The sequence below is a fragment of the Microbulbifer mixtoriginis (SeqCode) genome (assembly GCF_052467945.1).
In genome coordinates this window covers 1700722-1726043 of the sequence record NZ_CP174328.1, presented here as the reverse complement: position 1 = coordinate 1726043, position 25322 = coordinate 1700722, and the positions used below count along the sequence as shown (strand labels likewise).

Here is a 25322-nt window from a genome sequence, read left to right as displayed (position 1 = left end):
AGAGAGAAGAATGAAAATCTTTGATGAGATTGAATCTGAAGTACAAAGTTATGCCCGCTCCTTTCCGCGAGTGTTCAATCGTGCAAAAGGCGAACTCATGTGGGATGAGGAGGGAAATCAATATCTGGATTTTCTGGCAGGCGCTGGCACTCTCAATTATGGACACAACAACCCGCTGTTTAAGCAAGTTCTGCAGGATTACATTCAGAGTGATGGCATTACCCATGGTTTGGATATGCACACCAAAGCCAAGGGCGAGTTCCTGCAAGCGCTAAACGATAAAATTCTCAAGCCACGCAATATGGAATACGTGGTTCAGTTTACTGGTCCAACCGGGACAAATGCGGTTGAAGCTGCAATGAAAATTGCCCGCAATGTTACCGGGCAGCAAAACATTGTGACCTTTACCAATGGTTTTCACGGTGTGAGTTTGGGCTCCCTGGCAGCTACGGGTAACTCTCATCATAGGGATGCTGCTGGGGTTAGCTTGAATGGCACTCATCGCATGCCCTATGACAACTATCTTGGCAAAAATATTGATACTACAGAGTATCTCGACAAGGTGCTTGCAGACTCCAGCAGCGGGATCAATTCTCCCGCGGCGATTATCGTCGAAACCGTTCAGGGTGAAGGAGGTATCAATGCGGCCAGTATCGAGTGGTTGAGAAACCTACAGGCTGTCTGTAAAAAACACGGGCTGCTCTTTATCGTCGATGATATTCAGGCTGGCTGTGGCCGCACTGGAAATTTTTTCAGTTTCGAAGAAGCCGGTATTGAGCCTGACATTATTACTCTCTCCAAGTCACTTAGTGGCTACGGGCTGCCCTTTGCCCTGGTTTTAATGAAGCCCGAATTAGACCAATGGAAACCTGGTGAGCATAACGGCACATTTCGTGGAAACAATCTGGCTTTTGTTACGGCCAAAGCGGCAATTGATCACTATTGGTCAGATGATAACTTTTCGCGGGAAGTCAAGCGTAAAGGGAAGTACATCTCCGAGCGGTTGGGAAGTATTGTCAGTCAATATGGTGAGGGTAACTTCACCACTAAAGGCCGTGGCATGTTCCAAGGTATTGATTGTGTGAGTGGCGAACTTGCAGGAAAGATTACCAAACTCGCCTTCAAGCAGGGGTTAATCATTGAAACTAGTGGCGCAGATGATCAAATCGTTAAGCTACTCTGCCCTCTGGTCATCACTGACCAGAATCTTAAGAAAGGTATTGACATTATTGAATCAGCAATTCGAGAAGTCTGTGCTGGAGAGCAGGATATCCCTGAAGAAAGAGTCTATTTCGAGGCCTGCTAGACCCAATTGTATCCAAAACTCATTGGTCCAGCTGGAAAGCTAAGCCTGCTGATAACCAGGCTATATAGTTACACATACAACATAATGGAATATTCATGATTGTTAGAAGTTTACAAGAAGCCAAAAAATCAAACCGAAGAATCGTCTCGCCGGATGGCAATTGGGAGAGTACACGCCTACTTTTAAAGGATGATGGCGTTGGTTTTTCCTTCCACATCACCACCATATACACCGGTGCTGACTTCCAAATGCACTATCAAAACCACCTGGAAGCAGTTTACTGCGTTTCCGGCAGAGGAGAGGTGGAGACGATGGATGATGGGAAAAAGCACCCTATCGAGCCTGGAACCATCTATGTCCTCGACAAACATGATCGGCACACTTTGAGGGCATTTGAAGAAATGACCATGGCCTGTGTGTTTAACCCTCCTTTGAACGGAAAGGAGGTACACAATTCTGAGGGCGCATATGAACTAGAAGCCGACCCCATTGAATAGGTAGTCAATTACAGGGCAGCAGCTGAAATGAAGTACCTGCTAGAACGCACCCATTCGCTCAGAAATGATATGTACCCCTCTAGAAAACGAGGAGTCGCAGGTCGAGTAATACGGCGTAGAGATCCAGTAGTTTACGGTGGGCCAAATCCCCCTCCCCCGCTGGATCTTGAGCAGGTGGATGCCTACAGGCAGCAGGGATATATCGTTCTTGAAAATGTATTTTCTGAGAGGGAGGTTCAGGTCTTTCAAAAAGAGCTGAATACCCTCAAGGAAGACAATGACATACGCAGCTCTGATGAACTCATTACGGAGTTAGAAAGTGAAGAGGTGCGCTCGATATTTCGAATTCATGAACGCAGCAGCCTATTCAGGAAGCTTTCAAGGGATAACCGGATATCAAATATCGCGAGATATATTTTGGATGATGAGGTTTATATCCATCAATCTCGGGCGAACTATAAACCTGGATTTCGTGGTAAGGATTTCTATTGGCATTCTGACTTTGAAACTTGGCATGTCGAGGATGGAATGCCGCGAATGCGCGCACTCAGTGTATCGGTAATCTTAACCGAGAGCCGGAATTACAACGGCCCATTAATGCTAATTCCGAAGTCCCATCACCGCTACATCGGCTGTGATGGTGAAACCCCTGAGGGGCATTATTTAAGTTCTTTAAAAAAACAAGAGCTCGGAATTCCGTCAGATGATCACCTACGCAGGCTGACATCTGAAGGGGGCATAAAATCTGTTACAGGTAAACCTGGCAGTTTAGTCGTATTTGATTGCAACCTGATGCACGGCTCCAGCAGCAATATTAGCCCATATCCGAGATCCAATTTGTTTTTTGTCTTTAATGCATTGAGCAATAAGGTAGAAGACCCATTTTGTAGCCTCCCACCACGGCCAGAATATATCTGCACGAGGAAATCGATTTCTGTTATCTGATATGAAACTCAATCCAGTGGCATTCATCCATTGGATACGCCGTTATCAAGAGAAAGAAAGGACCAGTAAGAGACAATGCATACGATAGAAAAGATTGGTGGCACCTCAATGTCGGACTATGAATCTGTCCGGGACAACATTATTAAAGGTGACTCCAAAAGGCTCTACAATCGTGTTTTTGTAGTTTCAGCTTATGGTGGTATTACCGATCTACTTCTAGAGCATAAAAAGAGTGGCCAGCCTGGTATTTATGGCCTCTTTTCCAGCAGTATTGAGGATGATAGCTGGCTGGTGAAGTTTGGTGAGCTTCGCACACAACTGCGACAGATCAACGACCGTCTATTTGGTGACACTGACTTACTCAAGGAGGCCAACCTCTTCTTGGATGAGCGCCTGGAAGGGGCTAAAAAGTGCCTTCGAGATTTACAAAGCCTCTGCCAGCATGGCCACTTCTCTCTAGATGCCCACCTGGGAACAGTAAGAGAAATGCTTGCCAGCCTTGGCGAGGCTCACAGCGCTTGGAATACATCAAAACTGCTGCAGCGGGATGGAGTCAATGCGTGCTTTGTAGATCTAACGGGCTGGCGTACCAGCAAGCATATACCACTGGATGAGCGCATTCGTGATGCCTTTGCCAACATCGACTTGAATCAACAGTTACCGATTGTTACCGGTTACGCCCACAGCGATAAGGGTCTGCTTATTTCCTTTGACCGGGGTTACAGTGAAATGACCTTTAGCCGCCTTGCTGTACTCACAGGAGCCAAAGAGGCGGTAATTCACAAAGAGTTCCACTTGAGCAGTGCCGACCCTCGCCTAGTTGGGCCAGATAACGCTGTGCCTATTGGTCGTACAAATTACGATGTGGCCGATCAACTGGCCAATCTCGGTATGGAGGCAATTCACCCCAAGGCGGCAAAGGGTTTACGCCAGAAGAATATCCCACTTCGGGTAAAGAATACCTTTGAGCCAGAGCATACCGGTACATTAATCACCCGTGACTATGTGAGTGATTCGCCCTGTGTGGAGATTATTGCCGGCTGTAAAGGTGTCTATGCGCTGGAACTTTTTGATCAGGATATGGCGGGCACGATCCACGATTATGATCGGGAAGTGCTTACGGTAATAAAGAGGTACAAGGCCCATATTGTGTCTAAAAACACCAACGCCAATACCCTAACCCACTTTTTGGCGACTAATCTGAAAACCATCAAGCGTATACAGGCATCTCTGGAAGAGCGCTTCCCGGAAGCAGAATTGAACCAAAGGAAAGTGGCTATTGTTTCCGCCATCGGGAGCGATATGCAAATCCCCGGCGTGCTGGCAAAAGCGGTTCAATCACTGGCTTCAAACGATATTTCAGTACTCGCCATGCACCATTCTATGCGGCATGTGGACATGCAGTTTGTTGTTAGTGAACCAGATTATGACACTGCCATTAGAACACTTCATGAGGCACTGGTTGAGGTTTATGACCATGGGACCGCAATATGCCTCGCCTCCTAAACACCTGTTTTTTGACTTTTCTTTTGCTTTCCCCGGCTTCCGTTTCCCAGGAAACGGAAGCGAATAAAGAAGACAGTGCGCAGAAAGAGGTGGAATCTTTACAGAAGCCGCTCTATACACCATTTATAGAGCGGTATGTGCTGGATGAAATCAAACAGTTGCGTATCGACCAAGCCAAAGCTAAACAAGAGTTGATCCAGCAGATTGTCGACCGAGAGCATAATTCCGTGGACCGAGCGGTTGCTTACGCAACCGATACGGTCACCTACTTCTTCTATCTCATAGCCGCCGCCACTTCCATATTGGTTTTAGTGGGTTGGCGATCGCTACAAGATATTAAAGAGCGTGTGCACTCCCTAGCGGATGAGGAGATATCAAAGCTGGTTCAAGAGTATGAGAAACGTCTGGAAGTCATAGAGAGTCAATTGCAACAAAAGACCCAGCACATTGAAGAGAATCGCGAAGAAATTGAGCTGACTCAAGAAGTGCAATCTCTCTGGCTGCGCGCTCAACAGGAATCCTCAATCGCCAACAAGATCGCGATCTATGATGAGATTCTGCGTCTTCGTCATGAAGATGTTGAAGCATTGACATACAAAGCTGATGCAGTGCTGGAGTTGAACGAGCCCCAATGGGCTGCAAATCTTTGTCAGCAAGCCCTAGGTATTGATCCAGATAACAGCCATGCCTTCTACCAGCTAGCTTGTGCCTATACGGCTATGGAGCAGTTTGATGAAGCGCTACGGTATCTGGCTGAGGCTATTAAGAGGCGAGAAAGTTATCGGGAGGAAATTCTCAGTGACAATGCCTTACAGCCACTGGCGGTAAGTGACGTTTTCAAGGATCTAGACAAGGTTATTGCTCAAACCCCGCCGCCACATAGCCGCGAAAAAGATACTTAGCAAGCTGTCACCTTGGCATTTTAAAGCTATAAGACTATGTGAACTCAAGTATCAATACGCGGATCAATAAAGCCATGAGTGAATCAAGCCTTGATGAAAGCCGCCGTGGCTTTCTAAGAGCCATGACCGCAGCTACAGGCGCCTTACTAGCACCCTCTGCAAGTGTTGCCCTTACTCCATCATCAACACCCAAACTGCCACGTGGAGTTAACCCCAAAAATTTCATTATTCATGGGGTTAACCCACTGACAATAGAAACCCGTCGGTCTTTGATGGGCATGAGCACTATCACCCCTGAGGCCCGGTTTTTTGTGCGCAACAATTTGCCATTGCCCTCCCCCCAGATTGTTGAACGACCGGACACCTGGATGCTTGAAGTCAAAGGCGTAAAGCAGCCCACTGCTATCTCTGTTGCAGAGCTGAAAGGGCTGGGTTTAGATGCCGTCGGTGCAGTTATTCAATGTACAGGCAACGGCCGCGCTTTTTTCGAGCATGAACCGGCAGGCTCTAAATGGGGAGTTGGCGCAGCCGGCTGCGCTATCTGGACAGGTGTTCGGCTGAAAACTCTGTTTGAGCATTTTGGCGGTGTGGATGCGGGCATGAACTTTTTGACCGCCACTGGAGGCGAGATCATTCCTGAGGAGATGGAGCGCAATGATCTGGTCGTAGAGCGATCAATCCCTATCAAGAAGGCGTTGGACGATACTATATTGGCTTGGGAAATGAATGGTGCTCCAATACCGCTACTGCATGGTGGCCCTTTACGGCTCATCGTTCCAGGTTATTTCGGCTGTAACAATATTAAGTACGTTAAGACTCTCACCTGTGCCCCGCAAGAATCCGAGGCCAAAATCCAAAAAACGGGTTACCGCCTTAGACCCATTGGCGCTCCCCCTGGCCCAGACTACCCAAGCATGTGGCGAATGCCTGTAAAGTCTTGGGTAAATGGGCCGGGTGCGGACAATACCCCAGCTTTAGCTGGGGAAGTGACTTTCTACGGTGTTGCGCTTTCTGGTGAACGCGGGGTGAAGAAAGTAGAAGTCTCGCTCGATATGGGCAAAACCTGGCAGGATGCAGCGCTAGAGGATTTGGACCTCGGCCCCAACGCTTGGCGAGTTTTTTCTTATACCGTGAATTTACCAAAGGGTCCGCACACCATCGTCTCGCGCGCCACAGATACCCAAGGGGATATCCAACCTAAAGAACGTGTAGAGAACGAACGCGGTTATGCACACAACGGCTGGCTGGATGCAGCACTTACGGTAAACCTGTTGGGTGAGTTACCCAGGGGGAAAGTTACCGCAACTGATCAACATATGGTGAAAGAAGAAAGCAGCCCTCCAGAGCAGGACGCGGTCTCTTTATCTGCAGAGGGTCAAGCCGGAAAGCAAGTCTATCTCGAGTCTCAACCTTCTTGTGGAGCTTGTCATACCCTGAAGGATGCTGGCTCAGAAGGCCTTATTGGTCCCAACCTTAATGAATTGAAACCCAATGCAGAAAGCGTGAAAAACGCTGTTACCAATGGCGTTGGCGCTATGCCAGCATACAATGACTTGATGACGAAAGAGCAGATTAATTCTTTGGCAACTTATATTGAGGAGGCTACAAAATAGTGAGGTGGTCAAATTTATCCCGAGCACATTGTTTATATGATGTAACTAATTGATGTGTTAAATAAAACAACAAAAGCTAGAACGTAAATACGCACGAAATTTGTGTTTCAAAAATAAAAACAAAAATTGCTGAAATAAGGAATATCATTGGTTTATTCATTTGTTGGGTTTTTATTATTATTCGTACTGGTAGGTGTATTCTCAGCGCTTTTTAGTCGCAACACTAAGGCCGATTATTACCTGGCTAGCAGTGGAGTTCCCCCCTGGTTAGTGGGCCTGTCGGCAGTGGCGACTAACAATAGCGGTTATATGTTCATCGGGGTTATTGGTTATACCTACATGACCGGGTTCGCCTCTGTCTGGTTAATGGTGGGCTGGATCGCTGGTGACTTTATTGCTTCACTTTATGTACACAAAAGAATAAGAACTGCCACTGACTCAAGTGGTGAAGTCAGCTATGCCGGCGTGCTTAGCAATTGGTATGGGCAAAATCACTCTGCCCTACAGCGGATTATAGGTATCATATCTTTACTATTCTTGCTCACCTATGCATCAGCACAGATGGTTGCCGGCAGTAAGGCGCTGCATGTACTACTGGACTGGCCTCTCTGGTCTGGCGCTGTGGTTGGGGCGTTGCTGGTATGTCTTTATTGCCTGGCCGGTGGCATACGCGCTTCCATTTGGACTGATGCTGCACAGTCGATTGTTATGATCGTCGCTATGGGCACACTTCTGGCCGTAGCCCTTACCAGCCTGGGAGGTGTCTCAAGTGCAATGGGGCAAATGCAAGCCGTCGAGGGATTTACGAACTGGTTTCCCCAAGATCTGGCCTTTTCTGGTTGGGGCGGGCTCGTTATTTTTGTCATCAGTTGGGGGATTGCGGGGCTATCTGTGATTGGCCAGCCCCACATAATGGTCCGCTTCATGACTCTGAGTGATCCCGGCAAAATGCGCACGGCGCGGGGCTGGTACTACCTGTGGTTTGTTCTCTTTTACTCTATGGCCACAGGGGTCGGCTTGCTATCCAGAGTTTTCATCGCCGATTCCGGCAGCTTTGATGCTGAGCTAGCATTGCCGACCATGGCCATAGAATTGCTGCCACCGATCGTAGTTGGGTTGATCCTGGCAGGTATCTTTGCTGCAACCATGTCCACTGCAGATTCACTGCTTCTTAGCTGCTCCGCAGCCATTACTCACGATATTCTTCCCCGTAAGATTGATAAGACTTGGTTTCTTAAGCTCATAACTGTTGTTATTACCGGCGGCGCACTACTTCTGGCGCTTGCCAACAACCAAAGCGTCTTCAATATGGTGATCTTTGCCTGGTCTGGCCTCGCCAGCGCATTTGGCCCCCTATTGCTGGTGCTTTGTTTTGGAGGAAGACCCTCACAAGCGACCTCTATTGTCGCTGTAACCGTTGGGTTTACGACAGCAATCGCCTGGAGATTATTGGACCTTCATAGCCTGATTTATGAGGGCTTACCTGGTATAGCCTTGGGTCTGATTGTGTTTTATTTGGCTAATTTTCTCCCCCAGCCATCGCCTTTGCGCGAAGTAAATAGTTAAGTTCCAAGGGGAGGCCATCCCTCCCCTAGTCACGCAGCATTACGGTTTTCAACTTACTCCACCCAGGCATCTAATGCTGAGCTATCGAATTCACTTTTGAGTTTGCGCCCTAAGGGCGGGTCAAAATTTGTACAGCTCTTTTTGTAGAGTTCAAATGAGATTTTTGGCCCAATTCAGCTCGGTTTTTATCCTTGTATCAAGGGTTTTTCTCTCATATTGCAGAAATATAAACCCCCTGTGAACCTGTCGGTTTTGTTGTATTGAGTGCTAACAATTAGAGTTCAAATTAAAAATATGTTATATTTTGTGCCATATCGCCCGACATTTGACCGTCGGGCCGGGGCTGGAGCCTGACGATTTGGCACAAAAGTCTACGTCAGACCAGCCCATTTTTTTGCGATGGCCAATGGGTCACTGGACGGCTATTCACCGCCCTGCCCCATCGCTAACAAATAACCGACTGACCTTCTGTTAAAGCAGTATGGAGAGACAGATGTCACTGGACAAACAACGGAATTTTGTAGACGGCCGCTACCTGTCGAATGAGAGCGGTGAGTGCTTTGATGTATATAACCCGGCTACCAACGAGGTCAGCTACCAGGTTGAGGTTGCCGACGAGAAGGTACTTGCAGAAACCATAGAGAGTGCCAAGCGCGGTTTTGCCCAGTGGTCAGCGATGATGCCGGTCGAACGCAGTCGCATCCTGCTGAAAGCAGTAGCACTGTTGCGCGAGCGCAACGATGAACTGGCAGCTATCGAAGTGACTGATACCGGTAAGCCCTGGCAGGAAGCCAGTGTTGTCGACGTGGTGACTGGGGCCGACTCCATCGAATTCTTTGCCGGCCTGGCCGCAGGCATTGAAGGCAATCAGCAGCAAGTCGGTGAGGACTTCTACTACACTCGCCGCGAACCCCTGGGCATCTGCGCCGGAATCGGTGCCTGGAACTACCCCTTACAAATCGCCTGCTGGAAAGCCGCCCCGGCCCTGGCCTGCGGTAACGCCATGATCTTCAAACCTTCCGAGGAGACCCCCAAAGGCGCTCTGAAGTTGGCTGAAATCTTTATTGAAGCGGGCATGCCCCCGGGTGTTTTCAACGTAATCCAGGGCGATGGCGCCGTGGGTGCCTGGCTGACTAACCACCCGGATATCGCCAAGGTTTCCTTTACCGGCGAAGTGGGTACCGGCAAGAAAGTAATGGCCGCAGCGGCTTCCAACCTGAAAGAAGTCACCATGGAGCTGGGAGGAAAGTCCCCGCTGGTGATCTTTGATGATGCCGACCTGGAGCAAGCCGTTTCTGCTGCCATGCTGGGCAACTTCTACACCCAGGGTGAAATCTGCACTAACGGTACCCGGGTATTTGTACACCGCAGCATCCACGATCAGTTCCTCGCTCGCCTGAAAGAGCGCGTTGAGCAAAATATTATTGCCGGTGATCCGATGAATCCGGACACCAACTTCGGCGCCCTGATTTCTGCCAAGCATCAGCAATTGGTGATGGACTACATCAGCAAGGGTAAAGAGGAAGGCGCGACCCTGTTCTGCGGCGGCCACACCCTTTCACCAGAGAATTCACCTAACGGTTACTTCGTTGCTCCCACCGTATTCACCGACTGTCATGACGCTATGACCATCTGCCGCGAAGAGATCTTCGGCCCGGTAATGTCGGTACTGCTCTTTGATGACGAGGACGAAGTGATCCGCCGCGCTAACGATACCCGTTTGGGCCTCGCCGCCGGCGTATTTACCCGTGATATCACTCGCGCCCACCGTGTTATCCACCAGATGCAAGCGGGTATCTGCTGGATTAATGCCTACGGCGCTTCCCCGGCAGAAATGCCGGTGGGCGGATACAAGTTATCCGGAATCGGACGCGAAAATGGACTTGCGACCCTGAACCACTACACCCAGCTAAAAGCGGTGTATGTGGGCCTGGCACCACTGGAAAGTCCATTTTAAGCGGTACCCTGTATGAGTGAGTTTGACTACATCATTGTCGGCGCCGGCTCTGCCGGTTGCGTTCTAGCCAACCGCCTGTCTGCCCAGGAAGATAAAAAAGTCCTCCTGGTAGAGACCGGGGGTAGCGATCGCAGCATCTTTATCCAGATGCCCACCGCACTATCTATTCCCATGAATACCGACAAGTACGCCTGGCAGTTTATGACTGAGCCAGAGCCGTACCTGGACAACCGCAGCATGCATTGCCCCAGAGGCAAGGTGCTCGGGGGTTCATCCTCGATTAACGGGATGGTTTACGTGCGCGGGCACGCCAAAGACTTTGATGAGTGGGCACAGCACGGCGCCGAAGGCTGGGACTACGCCCACTGTCTGCCCTACTTCAAACGCTCTGAGACCTGGGCTTTTGGCGGTGATGATTACCGCGGCGACGAAGGTCCATTGGGGGTCAACAACGGCAATGAAATGGCCAACCCCCTTTATGGAGCTTTTATCGAAGCCGGTAAAGAAGCTGGTTACGACTACACCGCAGATTACAACGGCGAGCAGCAAGAGGGCTTTGGCCCCATGCATATGACGGTAAAAGATGGAAAGCGCTGGTCTACCGCCAACGCCTACCTAAAGCCGGCCATGCAGCGCCCCAATTTGACGGTATTGACCCACGCCACTGTGCATAAGGTGATTCTGGAAGGTAAACGCGCAGTCGGAATCAAACTTGAACGCAAGGGAAAGATCCTGGAATTCAAGGCGCAACAGGAAGTCATCCTCAGCGCAGGTCCCATCGGCTCCCCTCACCTTCTTCAGCTCTCCGGAATCGGAGATCCCGACACACTGGCAGAAGCCGGTATCGAACTCCAACACGAACTTCCCGGCGTTGGCCAAAACTTGCAGGACCACCTGGAGTTCTATTTCCAGTTCCGCTGCAATCAGCCGATTTCCCTGAATGGCAAGCTCGACCCCTGGAATAAATTCCTGATCGGTGCTCGTTGGATACTGAAGAAGGACGGCCTCGGAGCCACCAACCATTTCGAGTCCTGCGGTTTTATTCGCTCCAAAGAAAACGTGGAGTGGCCGGACCTGCAATACCACTTCCTGCCGGCAGCCATGCGCTATGACGGCCGCGAAGCTTTCGATGGCCACGGCTTCCAGGTGCATATCGGGCACAACAAGCCCAAGAGTCGCGGCAGGGTCAAAGTAGTGAGCAGTGATCCCAAGCAATCCCCTTCTATCCTGTTTAATTATTTGCAGGAGAAAGAGGATATTGAGGGTTTCCGCGCTTGTGTGCGACTGACTCGCGAGATTATCAATCAGCCGGCTTTCGACGAATACCGAGGCGATGAAATCCAGCCCGGTACCGATATCCAGACTGATGAACAAATTGACGCCTTCGTACGGGAATCCGTCGAGAGTGCTTACCATCCATCCTGCTCCTGCAAGATGGGTACCGATCCAATGGCAGTGGTAGACCCGGAAACCCGTGTACACGGTTTGCAGGGTTTGAGAGTTGTAGATTCCTCCATCTTTCCGACCATTCCCAACGGCAACCTGAATGCGCCCACCATTATGGTGGCGGAGCGGGCTGCTGACCTGATTTTAGGGCGCCCCGTATTGGCGCCCTCCGAGGCACCGGTAGCGACCAAGGCTACCAGCACTCAGCGACCTGGCCGCCCTGCGCGCGCTCAGTGAGCTGAATTTACGCCGGCGCTCTGGCAGAGATTTGACTGCCCCCTTCAAACGCGACGGGGATATTCAAATCTCGCACAGCAATGCCCTCTGGGGGCGCCGGCATACCAATAACTAGCTGGAGACTCAGCATGACAGCTTGGCTTTCCGCGGGATTATTGTTTACCTTCACGGCAATAATTTTCTCGCTGATTAAATGGGGAAATGTGAAGATGGTCGGGGTAACCCCGGTCAAAACCTTCACTTTTATAGCGATCCTTTTCACTTCCGGCCTCGATGTAGGCCTGATCATGTTCCCCCTCACCGAGTTCGGTGGCTACGCAGACTTAGCCAATAGCCCGGAATATGGTTTCACCAACCCACTCGCGATTGAGTTTGGTTTTTGGGCCTTCCTGATCTGGGGCTTCTACTTCCTCACCTGTTTTTACTTCTGCATTATCGAACCCAAAGTTAAATTCTTTGAGTTGAGACCAGTAAAACTAATCAACAATGTGGTGATTATCGGAACCTGCGCCTTTACCGCTTACTTGCTGCTCAGCAACTTGCCCTGGTATCTGCCGCAAGTTGGCGATGGTGAAACCATTGTGGGTACCTTCTACCTGATCGTATTTGCAGTGATCGCCGCAGCGGTCTACTCATCTACCAGCTTGCGCTATGTGCGCTTCCTCAGCCTGGCAACCACCTGGATGTTTATTGGTCTGATTGCGGTCATGTGGGTAGGCGCCTTTACCGGTGAAAACGGTAGCGTTGGCGACTTCGCCTCCACTTTTGCGATGCTCAGCGGTTACTTTGGCAACATCCACCAGTTCGTGCTGCCGTTAAATGACTATCACGAGTTTTACCTGTTCTGGTGGTTTGCCTGGAGCATTATGATCGGCCAGTTTACCTCCCGCTTTGTGGGCGGCCTGCGCACTTACCAAGTGCTGGCGGCGATGCTGATTTTCCCATCCATCCCCATCGCACTCTGGTTCACCGTGCTCTACTACTACTCCAGCCAAGGCCTGGATACCAGTGGCTTCTACAACCTGGCTATGGTGATTGTGGGTATTACCTTCGTGATCAACTCGCTGGACTCCCTGATTCGCCTGTACACCGACAATCTGGGCATGACCGTTGCGCGCCTGGGCAAGTGGAAGTACTTCGTGCTGAACCTAGCTGCAATGAGCCTGCTCACCCTGTTGTTCAAGCTGGACTTCCTGCAAATCCAGTGGATCGGCGCTCTGGTGATTGGCATCTTCTTCTGCTGCCTGGGTTACATCCTGGTGAAGCGCTTCAGAGCGGTAGCAGCTATCGACTCCTCGCCTAAAGAAAACAAAATCGACTTTAACAAGATCGAACTGGCGAGCTAACTGTTGAAATCCCCCACCCTCTTAGGTGGGGGCTACAAAATATAAATAAGCGGTAATTTAACAATGAAATCGACGTTGAAACTTTCTGCACTCACTTGTGCTTCCCTGCTAGTACTTGCTCAGCAGTCCCAAGCAGAGCTGTCTTCTACTGTAAATCTGACCACCGACTACACCTTTAACGGTGTTAGCCAGACTCAGAATGACCCAGCACTGCAGGCTAGCCTGGACTACGGCTTTGATAACGGTTGGTATGTTGGTACCTGGGCTTCCAATGTGGACTTTGGCAAAGGTGATGACACTAACCTGGAGTGGGACTTCTACGCAGGTAAGTTCATGCAACTTACCGACAAAGTGAGCCTGGATACAGGTATTGCTTACTACACCTACCACGGTGATAAGGCTTCTGATGACGGAAATTATCCAGAGGCTTACGCTAAGTTAGGTTACAGCTCCGATCTGGGTGAGTCCGAAGTGAATGGCTGGTACAGCTGGGACTACTTTGGCGGAGGCGGCAGCCACTACATTATGATGCTGGCTCACACTTTTGAGTTTGCAGAGGGGCATAACGTTCGCTTCAGTGTGGACCGCTCTACTTCTACGAACTTGGACAACTGGAGCTGGGATAACAAAAAATCCTACAACCACTACCGTGTAGAATACATGACTTCTCTGAACGGTTTTGATTTCAATATTGCCGCCGAGAATACCAATCTGGATTGGGACACGGCTGACGAGCGTATCGTCTTCTCTGTCGCTCGCACTTTCAGCCTGTAAGGCTAGAAGTTTATACCGGGGCCTGTGCCCCGGTATTCTCACTCTTAAAATCCTAAGACCTCTCCCCCGCGCTTCCCTGTTTAGCGTTTTCAGAACCCCCTAAAGTGGCTCCATCTTGCTTGCCCGCCTCTTCTTGGCTCCATGGCCCCTTTGCGGATAACTTTTCAAGAACTATTTCCTTTTCAATTAGAGTTGGGTGAGAGACCAAGTCATGCCGTGCAACTTTAACGATTGAGAGACAAAGTAATAGAGCAACTAATAATAGAGGGATGCCCGCAATAATGCTCGCCGCCAATAACGCTTCGAATCCACCCAGTATCATTAAGGCAATCGGTAGTAATGCCAAGGCAAATGCCCAAAAAATCCGGTTCCAGCGAAGAGGCTCTGTATTTACCTCCTTTTGTACAACTGATGCGAGGATATGGGAAATGGAATCAAAGGTAATAGCAGTAAAAATCAGCGCAATCATTGTATACACTAGTATCACCCACTGACCTGCAGGCAAAGTCTTCAGTATGGCGAAAATAGTGGCATTAGCTCCCTGGTTGTTTAGGAGCTGCACCAGATCCAGCTTTCCAGAAAACTGCAGGTATACCCCATAGTTGCCGAGCACCATATAGAAAAGAAAACAACCGAGGGTCCCAAAAAATATAGAACCAATGATCATCTCTTTTATTGTCCGCCCCCGAGAGATATGGGCGATAAAAAGGCCAACGCTTGGTGCGAAGACTAACCACCAAGCCCAATAGAAAACGGTCCACTGTTGAGGGAAGCGAAAGTAGGAAAGTTGCTCAAAATAAGAGAAGGATTCAGTCCAGGTAGCCATTCGCAGGAAGCTGTGTAACATCCGCCCTAATGTCTCCAGCCCATTATTGAGTATAAATAGAGTTGGCCCTGCAATAAGAACAAAGAGCAATAATAATAGGGCAAGCCACATCGTAAAGTTGGAAAAGATTTTGATCCCACGCTTTAAACCAACAAAAGCGCTGTAACCAAACAATAGGGCGCAGAGTATAAGTACAGCTATTTGCGTCTCAAGTCTAATAGGTAACCCTAGCAATTCATGAAACCCCTGGGTGATTAAGGGTGCAGCTATACCCAACCGGGTAGCGACGCCACCCAACATACCGAATACCAAAGAGATATCGATAAGCTTTCCAGTAGCACCCTTGGCCCTGCGTTCACCCAGCACCGGGACAAGAGCCTGGCTAAATTTTAATACCCTACTTCTGCGCACATAGTAAAAGTAAGCGATTGGCAGCGCCGGGATTAGGTAGATGGACCAAGCCAGGGGACCCCAGTGGAATATGCCATAGGCGACTGCCCAGCGGGCCGCTTCCGGTGTATTTGCTTCAACCTGAAATGGCGGTTGTTGATAATAGTAAACCCATTCAACCATTGACCAATACAGAATGGAGGCGCCGATGCCACAGCTTAGCAACATGGCAACCCAAGAAACTGTCGAGAACTCAGGGGATTCCTTCTTGCTTCCAAGCTTGATGCGGCCTATATCACTAAAAGCGATATAAGCCATAAACAGAATCGACCCTATTCCCAGTAAAAGGTAGAGAATACCAAAACGTTCTGTTACAAACTCCTTTGCCGCCAAAATCCACAGTGAGCCCAAATCTGGGAACAAGATCAACGGCACTGTCGTTATCAGTAACAATAAGATTGCCCCAAAAAAAGTGGGCTTATCAATCAGCTCTCTTGACCCCTTACTCAACGACTATCTCCATTCCGAAGAGCAACAACTTAGGTTTTGGGTGTGGTTAAATTACGCCAATAATGAGAACGACACTTCTAATAACCAATTGGGCGTCAATCATCCACTAGAACGGCACATATCTCCCTGCACGGATATATTTTTAAAAATCAGCCACAATCCAGTATATCTGAACTTATACGTGTAATGATCGTGAAGAACGGGCGTCGGAAACGACATGCTATTGATGTTGAGGTTAGTTAAACATGTCCCACTACATAATTTTTGTTTTGATTGTCTTTGGCCTAATTGCCTGTGGCAAAGACTCTTTGAGAGATATCACGGAGCAAGATTTTCAACCAGGGACTGAAATAGGCATATTTAATGTATCTCAGAGCGAGTGCGAATTAATGATGTATCGAAAAATAATAACAAAGGAATCCCCGGTTGGTTGCGAAAGATTAAAAAAAGTAGTTTTTGATTTTTATCCTCTACCCGAGGATTCAGATATTGCTGGCGCACTGAACAGTGAGCATGATTTAAAAAATAAAAACGATACAAATAGACAAAAAGGAGCGATTATAGTTCTTGATGTTGTTGCCGATAATGTTCTCGCTCTATTTGGAGAGCTCTATCAACGGCAGTTCCCTATTAAGTCTGCTATCCCAATAGAATACTTCAGTAAAAAGGAGCGAAAAACGGAGAATATGAACAATTCTCTGGCATTTGATTCTCGACCCATTACCGATGGCAGCAAATGGTCTGAACATGCTTATGGGGTTGCGATTGATATTAACCCAATGCAGAACCCTTATCTTTATATTGATAAATCCTCTAAACCAATCTTGATACCAAAAAACACGAAGGAAGGTTACTTAAATCGAGCAAAGTATCGAGCAGGAAAACCGGTTCGTGCCGGGATGTCTGAAGATGTAACCTCTCTATTTGCCATGTATGGTTTTGCCGTTTGGGGCGGAGATTGGGATGTGCCTATTGATTACATGCACTTCCAGGTGGGATCTCGCCACTTTATCGAACATCTAGTAGCTCTACCTATTGAGCAGGCAAGGCTACTGTTTGAAAATTACACGAGTCAACTGAGGCAGTGCTTTGAGCATGGGAAAAGTATTAGCGACGCTAACTTCCTTAGAAAGTACTGTGTAGACAAGGTAAGTGCAGCTTTTGAGCCGCGCCAAGATAAAGTAAAGGGCACCAGTAATATATAGTACCCTTCTGCTCCCGCTGTCTATACTCCTAGCCTAAACCTCCCATAGGTTTCAGCCGTTTGTTATCGTTTATAAACGAGACGGATGGCTACCTGGATCCCCTTCGATATGTGGTTTGTCGTCATGAGATACCCCATGGGGGGAAGAAGCTGGTAACTCCCAATCCCCATCTTTACTCCAGGGGTCATCCTTAGGGAAGTCTTCAATGTAAATTTCTTTTTCTTCGTAACTGGGCTGGTAGCGTAAATCATAGTGAGCCGCTTTAACGATTGAGATGCATAACAGAAGCGCAACAATCAGAAGTGGGACACCTCCAATAACACTGGCTGTTTGTAAGGTATCCAGCCCACCAAGAAACATCAGTGTTACGGGCATAATGGATAGGGCAAATGCCCAAAAGACCCGATTCCAGCGCACTGGTTCCTCATCTACTTCTTTCTGCACTACTGCAGCAAGAATATAGGAAATAGAATCAAAGGTAGTGGCCGTGAAGATCAGTGCAAGAATGGTATAAACCAATATTACGAACTTACTCGCTGGCAGAGTCTGTAAAACGGCAAATATTGCTGCAGTTGCTCCCTGCTGGTTCAATACCTGCACCACATCCAATTCACCTGAAAACTGTAAGTAGACTCCATAGTTCCCCAGAACCATAAAGAACAAGAAACAGCCGAGAGTTCCAAAGAAAATCGAGCCGACTACCATTGCCTTTATGGTGCGGCCTCGGGATATTCTGGCAATGAACAAGCCTACGCTTGGTGCGAAAACCAGCCACCATGCCCAGTAGAATATAGTCCAATCTTGAGGAAAATGAGTATCAGGAAACTGTTCAAATTGTGCGAAAGGTTCAGTCCAGGAAGCCATATGGAAGATGTTGTCAAGCACCCTGCCCAAAGCATCCAGGCCAGTATTCAACATAAACAGGGTGGGACCAACAAGAAACACGAATACCAACAATAATACTGAAAGCCACATATTAATGTTGGAGAGGGCTCGGATACCGTTCTTTAAACCCACAAAAGCACTGTAACCAAAAATAAGTGTACAGATCATAAGCACAATAACCTGTGTACCTAAGTCTCTTGGTACTCCCAGTAGCTCATGTGCTCCCTCGGTAATCAGTGGAGCGGCAATCCCCAATGTAGTAGCCCCTCCTCCCAGCATGCCAAAGATAAATAGCACATCAATTAACTTGCCAATACCACCCTTCGCGCGTTCTTCACCTAGCACGGGCATTAGCGCTTCACTAATCTTCAGCACACTGTGGTTTCTGACATAGTAAAAATAAGCAATCGGCAGAGCGGGAATCAGGTAAATCGCCCAAGCTAATGGCCCCCAGTGAAAAATGCCATAGGCAACGGCCCAGCGCGCAGCCTCAGGTGTTCCCCCCTCTATTTGGAAGGGTGGAGTTTGATAGTAGTAAATCCATTCCACCATCGACCAGTAGAGGATTGAAGCTCCAATACCAGAGCAAAACAACATGGATGCCCAGGACACTGTAGAAAACTCTGGATCTTCTTCCGAATTACCGAGCTTTATCTGGCCTATATCGCTAAATACGATATAAACCATAAAGAGGATGGCCCCTACCCCCAGTAATAGATAAAAGACTCCGAGCTGGTCGGTAACAAAATCCTTTGCGACTTTAACCCATACTGATCCGACTTCAGGGAAAACAATCAGTGGAACTGTAACTAGCAAAAGTAGTGCAAGTGATCCGAAGAATGTTGGCTTGTCGATAATTTCTCTAAAACTCTTAGTCAATGCACTTCTCCGAGCAGTGTACAAAGCCGACAAAATAAAAGTGGGTTCGATCTCCGAAAGGAAATGAAGACAGATGGTAGAGTGGAATAACTTTTATAGAGACGGAATACGATTGGTTAGATATGATTATTATTTGGTCCGCAATTTTAACAGGAAGGCTATTAATTTCAATAACAGGCTGCTTTTAGTGTTCAAAAGCAAAACAATCTGACCATCAAACAAGGGCTTAGAAGATAAGATATAAGACACTAAGCTCTGTAGCCTACAGCTTTTATAACCTCTTTATGAGTACATCCTGACTACGTATCATTCCCAAATAGATCAGAATACATGCAGACTCTGGAATTTAAGCGTAAAGCCTATATGCGCACTCATAGGTATTTTATAGTGGGCTCATATACTCTTCTCACTGAATTGCCCCCTAAGACTGAGGGTATATAAGCCTTTAAAGATCCTTTTTTCTGGAAGCTTCTTTACTACCATCTTTCTTTACAGAGCTACAAGCCGCCCCCCAATCGCCCTCTTCACTCCAGGGGGTATCTTCTGGCGGGTGTTTGATATAGATTTCCTTTTCCTCGTAGCTCGGCTGGTGACGTAAATCGTAATGAGCTGCCTTTACAATCGATACGCAAAGCATTATTGCAACAAGTAGCAACGGAACACCACCAACAATACTTGCTGTTTGTAGGGCTTCCAGCCCACCCAAAAAGAGAAGCGTAATAGGCATTACCGATAATGCAAACGCCCAAAACAAACGATTCCAACGAGCTGGCTCATCATTCACTTCCTTTTGAACAACGGCAGCGAGTATATAGGATATAGAATCAAATGTAGTGGCTGTGAAAATTATCGCGAGTAAAGTGAAAACAATAATGACCAAATTACTCATAGGAAGTGTTTGCAAGATGGCGAATATAGTTGCAGTACCCCCCTGTTGGTTGAGGAGCTGTACCACATTCAGCTCACCTGAGAACTGCAGGTAAACCCCATAGTTTCCCAGGGTTAGGAAAAATAAGAAGCAGCCCAGGGTGCCATAAAATATTGCACCAACAACCATAGCTTTTATGGTTCTCCCGCGTGATATGCGAGCAATAAACAATCCAACACTTGGGGCGAACACCAACCACCAAGCCCAATAGAAGATGGTCCAGTCTTGAGAGACGTAGGTTTGAGGGAATTCTCTGAATCGACCAAAGGGCTCTGTCCATGTGGCCATATGAAGAATACTGTTAAGCATTTTCCCCAAAGAATCCAATCCCGCATTAAGCATAAATAAGGTAGGGCCAGCAATAAGGACGAAAGCCAATAAAAACATTGCAAGCCACATATTCAGGTTTGATAAAGTCTTAATTCCCCTTTTAAGCCCGGCATACACACTGCAGCCAAATATTGCAGTGCAGAGCATCAGAATAAAAATTTGTGTAGTCAGTCCTGTAGGCGCACCCAATAGTTCATGTGCACCCTCAGAAATCAAGGGCGCAGCAATTCCTAATGTCGTTGCCCCACCACCTAACATACCAAAAACAAAACAAACATCTATCAACTTGCCAATAGACCCTTTTGCCCGCTGCTCACCTAAAACAGGCATAAGCGCCTCACTTACTTTTAAGACATTGCGGTGCCTTACATAGTAAAAGTAAGCAATTGGTAGAGCCGGAATCAGGTAAATCGACCAGGCAATAGGACCCCAATGGAATATACCAAAAGCGATTGCCCAGCGGGCAGCCTCCGGAGTAAGCCCTTTTAACTCAAATGGCGGCGTTTGGTAATAATAGATCCACTCCACCATTGACCAGTACAAAATAGATGCCCCAATGCCTGTACAAAAAAGCATGGAGGCCCAGGACAAGGTGCTAAATTCTGGCTCTTCTTCAGGTTTTCCAAGTTTGATTTGACCGATATCACTAAAAATGATGTAGGTCATAAACAGTAATGCACCAACTCCCAGCAACAGATAAAAAACACCCAAGTCATCCGTTACAAAGTTTTTCGCATTCAGAATCCACTTCGCACCCAGTTTTGGATAAATAATGAGCGGAAGGGTAACCATGAGAAGCAAGCCAAGCGCCCCAAAGAAAGTTGGCTTATCGATGATCCGCTGAAAGTTTCCTGCCAATACTTCTCTCCAGGATACTCAAAGAACTGATCAGGCCAATTAAAAGAAACGTGCTTGTCAGCCTGGAGTTAAAATGTGGGGCTGAATCCGTTTGTTTGGGGTAGAGGCAAACTGAGTGGCTTGCTAGCAAGTTTAGCTGCCTGCGAATTAGTCAGCCAAGGCGATAAGTTCATTTTTAGAGACAACTTGGGGCGAGACTGCCTGGACATACTGCCGCAAACTGCCATTTGCGGTCTAACCAATTCAAAGTAAGGGCTGGAGTTCAGAGAAAAGGTGACTACTTGCCCTGAATCGCTCAATTAGAGCTTCATCTAGAAGTATAGCTAGCCCAAGACTTGTCTAGGGTTTTAGAGAGTTCTCCAGCTGAGAAAACTGCCCCTGAATCACCGCTTTCTCTTGAATAAGGGTGCGGTTCTCATCGGCGAGTTGTTCGAGGCGATCTTTTGTAGTGGTAAGCTCCAACTCTAATCTGCTTAGGGCGCTCTGTTGTAGTTGCACTTCCTTCTGAGCTGAAGAGCCTTCACGTTGCAGCTTAGAGATTTGCTCGCGCAAGCTAGCCACCTCTGCCTGCCTGTCTTTCAGCTCACTCGCCTGCTCTTCAGCCTGCTCCCTTAGGTTTGCAGCCTCTGTACTAGCCACCCCAACCTGTTCGCTAAGCTGCTGCTTCTCCCGATTGATTTCAGCAATCAGCGCCTGTCCCTGCTTGTATAGCAACTCCTGCTCGTTGAATCTACGTTCTGAGAGAGTCAGCTGTTCAGTAAGTACTGCGATCTGCCCCTTCAGTTGCTCCGCAGCTGATCGATACTGGTCTCTCTCATATTGCCGGTCATTGGCAGTACGCTGTTGAAAGTGCTCAAAGTGTTCGCGGACATCCCTATTTTCCTGCTTTACTTCCTCAATCATCACTTTTTGCTCCGCAATACGCTGCAAAGCTTCCTGCTTCTGGTACTCACTTTTTTCCAGGGCAGTCTGGGCCTCTTGTAAGGACTGCTTGAATCTACGCTTTTCCGCCTCGGCCGACGAAAGCCTGTGCTCAAGATCACGAATACTGGCGGCCTGCTGGTTACTAGTGGCTCTCAACTCCTCTAACTGTGAAGTGATCTCTTTTTCCTGCACGAGGAACTCCTGCTGAAGCTCCTCTACCTGCTTGCTTGCCGCTTCCTGGATCCTTTGGTGTAGGCCTTTCAGTGCATCCACCAGGTCCCGCGGAAGCCCACTACTATCCGTATTGCTCGCAGATTCACTGCGCCATCTTTTAAGCAGAGGGGCAATAGTGCTTTTGCTGCCGGTTCCCAACTGGGCCCTCACTCGATCAACGGTGGGCTCTTCTCCACGGGCCTTGATGGCCTTGGTGGCCTGAACAATATCCAGATACGTGACCCCAGTGCGTGCCATAAGCTTCACCTTAGATTATTGCGTTACAAATTACATAATACGTAATATTACATTATTTTATAATTTTTCATACCTGAAAAATTCCGCTGTATAACCTTCGATAATGACTATTATCGAAGGTTATATTTCTGTAAGATTCCCGCAATAACGTACCTCCAGTACAAACAGGAGGTTTCCCAGCAGTTCGAGCATCATGAAAAATCACAAATCTCTTACCGCCAAAAAGCACCTCGAAAAGAACACTCCCAGTACACTTGGGGGCACTGGTGAATTGTTGACCGATGAGGGCATTCAGAAATACCTGAGTGCCGCCACATCCGATAACACCCGCAGGGCTTATCGCTCGGCAATTCGTCAGTTTGAAAAATGGGGAGGTCGGCTACCCACAGATGGCGGCACTCTGGTGCGCTATGTCCTCGGCCGTGCTGAGGAGCTTAATCCTCGTACTCTAGACCTTCACCTCACCGCAATCGGGCAATGGCATCAATACCAGGGAATGCTAAACCCCGTCACAGATCCATTGGTTCAGAAAACCATGCGTGGTGTCCGTCGCACTCACGGCAAACCTAAAGAGAAATCAAAAGCGCTCAGCCTGCAGCACATTGCTAGCATGACCCGATATTTACGCACTCAATCCCAGACGAGGAAGAACGCACGTGATCTGGCTCTTATCCTGGTAGGGTTCTTTGGTGCCTTTCGTCGCAGTGAGCTAGTGGCTATTCAGGTGGAAAACCTGGTATGGGAGGAGGAAGGCGTGATCGTAAGGCTTCCCAAGTCAAAAACAGACCAAAGTGGCGAAGGAATGATGCGCGCCCTGCCCTTTGGTGCTCCTGAGGCTTGCCCTGCAAGAGCTCTGAAAACCTGGCTCAAGGTCAGCGGCATTGAAAGTGGGCCCGTATTTCGAGCGGTGAACCGGTGGGATACGGTGCAAAGCAGGCAGCTAAACCCAGCAGCAATTAATGACTTACTAAAAAACTTGGGTGCCTCCTGCGGATTTGATTTTGTTGACGAGTTAAGCAGCCACAGCTTTCGCCGTGGCTTATCGACCTCTGCGGCTCGTGAAAAGATAGGCTTTGAGCTTATCAAGAAGCAAGGTGGCTGGAAGAGCGACGCCACCGTGTGGGAGTATATTGAAGAGGGGCAGCAGTTTAGTGAGAACGCCTCGGCCACCCTGATAAAGAAAATGGCAGAGCTTCTCTAAGCCGCAAACCTCCCTTTGCTAAATTGTTTCTTGGTGATTCTTTGTGTCTTTCGCTCCTTTTTGGAAGACGCGGACATTTCCTTTTGCCGGGAGGGCCAGCACCTATTGCTTCTTATGTGTCGCCTGGAAGACGGTCTCCCACTCCTGATCAAATTTTGCTGCTGCTGGTATAGGGCCGGGAGCCCTCTTGAAAGTCAAAATTCCCACATGCGCTTCGTGAACTTGAGCATCAGAAGTCACCTCCTCGGTAAACCCCTGCATTATTCCGCTACTGTTGAGAGTAAAGTTGCCCACGCTTTCATCTGATACGTCGACAGTCACTATACGGGTGGTATCACCGGAGTTCGAAAAGACAAAGATACCGACATCCTTACTGGTCGTCGCTCCATTTTTTGTCTCTTCGTGACCTCCCAATTTATGCTTAAAGTCAGCAGGCTTCTTGAAACTGTCAATGAAGCGGCCACCCCCGCCGGTTTTAGTTTTCTTAAGGACTTTGAAAGTTCGACAATAAATATCCTTACCTACATCCAAAGCGTCTTTTTGGCTTTCATATAAAATAAACGACTCCCCATCGACAGCACACCAAGTGCCATCTAAAGTATTTTTCATGTCAGGATTTGCACTCAATGGAGCAGAGTAAAGAGCTGTCAGAATGAAAACGGCCGGTAGGAACCTATAAGTCAGAGGTAGATTCGCCTTCATGGTGCACCTCGGTAAGTCGCTTGTGAACTTTAAGTAAATAAAGTAGCGGATTAACCCAGGTACCTCCTAAAATTTTCAGATTTTTAGTGGAAGAGAAGCGCCAATTCAAATTTCAGCTGGCAGGCCTGTAGCTCCCTACCCATTTCGCTCTCATTATCAATCGTTGAATTTCACCACTGGGATCTATGGCAGCGAGAACATCAGTCGCGCTAATCTCATGCCTTTAGCCATTGGTTATTGGAACCAGCCGACAGCTTTAATAGCTCCCTGGCTGCTATACCTGTATGCAAATCTCGACACTTGCTCAATAGTTGCTGCAAAAGGAGCTCTGAGATGCCTCTCAACAATCAACAAATCAAAGAGTGCGAATCCAGCCACTGGGATTTCTCAGATCTGAAAGCACTGTTTCTAAACTGCACCCTCAAGCCAACGCCAGAACTCTCCCATACCGACGGACTAATTCGTATTTCTCGAGAGATTATGGAAAGAAATGGCATATCGGTAAGCCTGCTCAGGCCCGTTGACCATGATATCGCCTTCGGTGTCTATCCAGATATGACCGAGCACTGTTGGGAAAACGATGACTGGCCAAAAATTTATCACCAGGTTAACGAGGTAGATATTCTCGTCATCACAACCCCTATCTGGCTCGGTGAGAAATCCTCTATCTGCACACAAGCCATAGAGCGCCTCTACGCCAACTCGTCAAACCTTAATGATCAGGGGCAGTATGCCTATTATGGAAAAGTCGGCGGCTGCCTGATAACAGGTAACGAAGATGGCGCTAAACACTGTGCAATGAATATCCTTTATTCCCTGCAACACCTGGGTTATGTCATTCCACCACAAGCAGATGCCGCCTGGGTTGGCGAAGCCGGTCCAGGCCCCTCTTACCTCGACCCCGGTTCTGGCGGGCCACAAAATGATTTTACCAACCGGAATACCTCCTTCATGACCTGGAACCTAATGCATATGGCCCGAATGATAAAAGATGCGGGGGGTATACCCGCCCACGGGAACCGGCGCTCTGCTTGGGATGCAGGTTGCAAGCCTGACTTCTCCAATCCCGATTACCGATAACAACGTTCGGAGCAGGCAGTAATGGGGTGAAATAGCCA

General features: G+C 48.2%; 19 protein-coding genes. 14 read left to right on the top strand and 5 right to left on the bottom strand.

What is annotated here, in order from left to right; genetic code table 11:
- The first annotated feature begins 10 nt into the window (after window positions 1–10).
- From ectB to ACJJIJ_RS07605, 11 genes are all read left to right on the top strand, one after another.
- Window positions 11–1306: a diaminobutyrate--2-oxoglutarate transaminase gene (gene ectB / locus ACJJIJ_RS07655; protein WP_444939152.1), complete on the top strand. Its 1296-nt coding sequence runs from the start codon at window positions 11–13 to the stop codon at window positions 1304–1306.
- A 95-nt stretch (window positions 1307–1401) separates the two neighbouring features.
- A complete protein-coding gene (locus ACJJIJ_RS07650) occupies window positions 1402–1803 on the top strand; it encodes an ectoine synthase (protein ID WP_252085906.1) in 402 nt (133 codons plus the stop codon).
- Window positions 1804–1830: 27 nt separating this feature from the next.
- Window positions 1831–2748: an ectoine hydroxylase gene (gene thpD, locus ACJJIJ_RS07645; protein ID WP_444939151.1), complete on the top strand. Its 918-nt coding sequence runs from the start codon at window positions 1831–1833 to the stop codon at window positions 2746–2748.
- A gap of 75 nt (window positions 2749–2823) precedes the next feature.
- Window positions 2824–4254: an aspartate kinase gene (locus ACJJIJ_RS07640; protein ID WP_444904738.1), complete on the top strand. Its 1431-nt coding sequence runs from the start codon at window positions 2824–2826 to the stop codon at window positions 4252–4254.
- Window positions 4239–5156 carry a TPR end-of-group domain-containing protein gene (locus tag ACJJIJ_RS07635; RefSeq protein WP_444939150.1) on the top strand — a complete coding sequence of 306 codons (918 nt, stop codon included), beginning with the start codon at window positions 4239–4241 and terminating at the stop codon, window positions 5154–5156. Before ACJJIJ_RS07640 ends, ACJJIJ_RS07635 begins: the two co-directional genes overlap by 16 nt.
- A gap of 74 nt (window positions 5157–5230) precedes the next feature.
- On the top strand, window positions 5231–6769 hold the full coding sequence (locus ACJJIJ_RS07630) for a molybdopterin-dependent oxidoreductase (protein ID WP_444939149.1): 1539 nt from the start codon (window positions 5231–5233) through the stop codon (window positions 6767–6769).
- A gap of 147 nt (window positions 6770–6916) precedes the next feature.
- On the top strand, window positions 6917–8335 hold the full coding sequence (locus tag ACJJIJ_RS07625) for a sodium/proline symporter (protein WP_444939148.1): 1419 nt from the start codon (window positions 6917–6919) through the stop codon (window positions 8333–8335).
- A 493-nt stretch (window positions 8336–8828) separates the two neighbouring features.
- Window positions 8829–10292, top strand: coding sequence for a betaine-aldehyde dehydrogenase (gene betB / locus ACJJIJ_RS07620; RefSeq protein WP_444939147.1), 1464 nt, complete (start codon window positions 8829–8831; stop codon window positions 10290–10292).
- A gap of 12 nt (window positions 10293–10304) precedes the next feature.
- Entirely contained in the window at window positions 10305–11975 is a 1671-nt protein-coding gene (gene betA, locus ACJJIJ_RS07615) for a choline dehydrogenase (RefSeq protein ID WP_444900785.1), read from the top strand.
- A 128-nt stretch (window positions 11976–12103) separates the two neighbouring features.
- Window positions 12104–13321: a BCCT family transporter gene (locus tag ACJJIJ_RS07610; RefSeq protein WP_444939146.1), complete on the top strand. Its 1218-nt coding sequence runs from the start codon at window positions 12104–12106 to the stop codon at window positions 13319–13321.
- A 63-nt stretch (window positions 13322–13384) separates the two neighbouring features.
- Complete coding sequence (locus ACJJIJ_RS07605) at window positions 13385–14095, top strand: TorF family putative porin (protein ID WP_444884930.1); 711 nt, start codon at window positions 13385–13387, stop codon at window positions 14093–14095.
- A 52-nt stretch (window positions 14096–14147) separates the two neighbouring features.
- Here the strand turns inward: ACJJIJ_RS07605 and ACJJIJ_RS07600 are convergent, their stop codons facing one another.
- The gene (locus ACJJIJ_RS07600) at window positions 14148–15821 is read right to left on the bottom strand and encodes a BCCT family transporter (protein WP_444939145.1); all 1674 of its coding nucleotides are present in this window, start codon (window positions 15819–15821) and stop codon (window positions 14148–14150) included.
- Between the two features lie 245 nt (window positions 15822–16066).
- Here ACJJIJ_RS07600 and ACJJIJ_RS07595 point away from each other — a divergent pair, with 245 nt between their 5' ends.
- Entirely contained in the window at window positions 16067–17026 is a 960-nt protein-coding gene (locus ACJJIJ_RS07595) for a M15 family metallopeptidase (protein WP_444939144.1), read from the top strand.
- 69 nt (window positions 17027–17095) lie between these two features.
- Here ACJJIJ_RS07595 and ACJJIJ_RS07590 read toward each other — a convergent pair whose 3' ends face one another.
- From ACJJIJ_RS07590 to ACJJIJ_RS07580, 3 genes are all read right to left on the bottom strand, one after another.
- On the bottom strand, window positions 17096–18790 hold the full coding sequence (locus ACJJIJ_RS07590; RefSeq protein ID WP_444884933.1) for a BCCT family transporter: 1695 nt from the start codon (window positions 18788–18790) through the stop codon (window positions 17096–17098).
- Between the two features lie 445 nt (window positions 18791–19235).
- Complete coding sequence (locus ACJJIJ_RS07585) at window positions 19236–20906, bottom strand: BCCT family transporter (protein WP_444884934.1); 1671 nt, start codon at window positions 20904–20906, stop codon at window positions 19236–19238.
- A 339-nt stretch (window positions 20907–21245) separates the two neighbouring features.
- On the bottom strand, window positions 21246–22301 hold the full coding sequence (locus ACJJIJ_RS07580; RefSeq protein ID WP_444939143.1) for a DNA-binding protein: 1056 nt from the start codon (window positions 22299–22301) through the stop codon (window positions 21246–21248).
- A gap of 190 nt (window positions 22302–22491) precedes the next feature.
- Here ACJJIJ_RS07580 and ACJJIJ_RS07575 point away from each other — a divergent pair, with 190 nt between their 5' ends.
- Entirely contained in the window at window positions 22492–23502 is a 1011-nt protein-coding gene (locus tag ACJJIJ_RS07575; protein WP_444939572.1) for a site-specific integrase, read from the top strand.
- A gap of 102 nt (window positions 23503–23604) precedes the next feature.
- Here the strand turns inward: ACJJIJ_RS07575 and ACJJIJ_RS07570 are convergent, their stop codons facing one another.
- The gene (locus ACJJIJ_RS07570; RefSeq protein WP_444939142.1) at window positions 23605–24111 is read right to left on the bottom strand and encodes a hypothetical protein; all 507 of its coding nucleotides are present in this window, start codon (window positions 24109–24111) and stop codon (window positions 23605–23607) included.
- A gap of 426 nt (window positions 24112–24537) precedes the next feature.
- Between ACJJIJ_RS07570 and ACJJIJ_RS07565 the strand changes: the two genes are divergently transcribed.
- Complete coding sequence (locus ACJJIJ_RS07565; RefSeq protein WP_444939141.1) at window positions 24538–25284, top strand: flavodoxin family protein; 747 nt, start codon at window positions 24538–24540, stop codon at window positions 25282–25284.
- Window positions 25285–25322 lie beyond the last annotated feature (38 nt).

Coding starts and splice junctions, on each gene's coding strand:
- ectB (WP_444939152.1), top strand. CDS start 11: ATGAAAATCTTTGATGAGATTGAATCTGAAGTACAAAGTTATGCCCGC.
- ACJJIJ_RS07650 (WP_252085906.1), top strand. CDS start 1,402: ATGATTGTTAGAAGTTTACAAGAAGCCAAAAAATCAAACCGAAGAATC.
- thpD (WP_444939151.1), top strand. CDS start 1,831: ATGAAGTACCTGCTAGAACGCACCCATTCGCTCAGAAATGATATGTAC.
- ACJJIJ_RS07640 (WP_444904738.1), top strand. CDS start 2,824: ATGCATACGATAGAAAAGATTGGTGGCACCTCAATGTCGGACTATGAA.
- ACJJIJ_RS07635 (WP_444939150.1), top strand. CDS start 4,239: ATGCCTCGCCTCCTAAACACCTGTTTTTTGACTTTTCTTTTGCTTTCC.
- ACJJIJ_RS07630 (WP_444939149.1), top strand. CDS start 5,231: ATGAGTGAATCAAGCCTTGATGAAAGCCGCCGTGGCTTTCTAAGAGCC.
- betB (WP_444939147.1), top strand. CDS start 8,829: ATGTCACTGGACAAACAACGGAATTTTGTAGACGGCCGCTACCTGTCG.
- betA (WP_444900785.1), top strand. CDS start 10,305: ATGAGTGAGTTTGACTACATCATTGTCGGCGCCGGCTCTGCCGGTTGC.
- ACJJIJ_RS07610 (WP_444939146.1), top strand. CDS start 12,104: ATGACAGCTTGGCTTTCCGCGGGATTATTGTTTACCTTCACGGCAATA.
- ACJJIJ_RS07605 (WP_444884930.1), top strand. CDS start 13,385: ATGAAATCGACGTTGAAACTTTCTGCACTCACTTGTGCTTCCCTGCTA.
- ACJJIJ_RS07595 (WP_444939144.1), top strand. CDS start 16,067: ATGTCCCACTACATAATTTTTGTTTTGATTGTCTTTGGCCTAATTGCC.
- ACJJIJ_RS07580 (WP_444939143.1), bottom strand. CDS start 22,301: ATGGCACGCACTGGGGTCACGTATCTGGATATTGTTCAGGCCACCAAG.
- ACJJIJ_RS07570 (WP_444939142.1), bottom strand. CDS start 24,111: ATGAAAAATACTTTAGATGGCACTTGGTGTGCTGTCGATGGGGAGTCG.
- ACJJIJ_RS07565 (WP_444939141.1), top strand. CDS start 24,538: ATGCCTCTCAACAATCAACAAATCAAAGAGTGCGAATCCAGCCACTGG.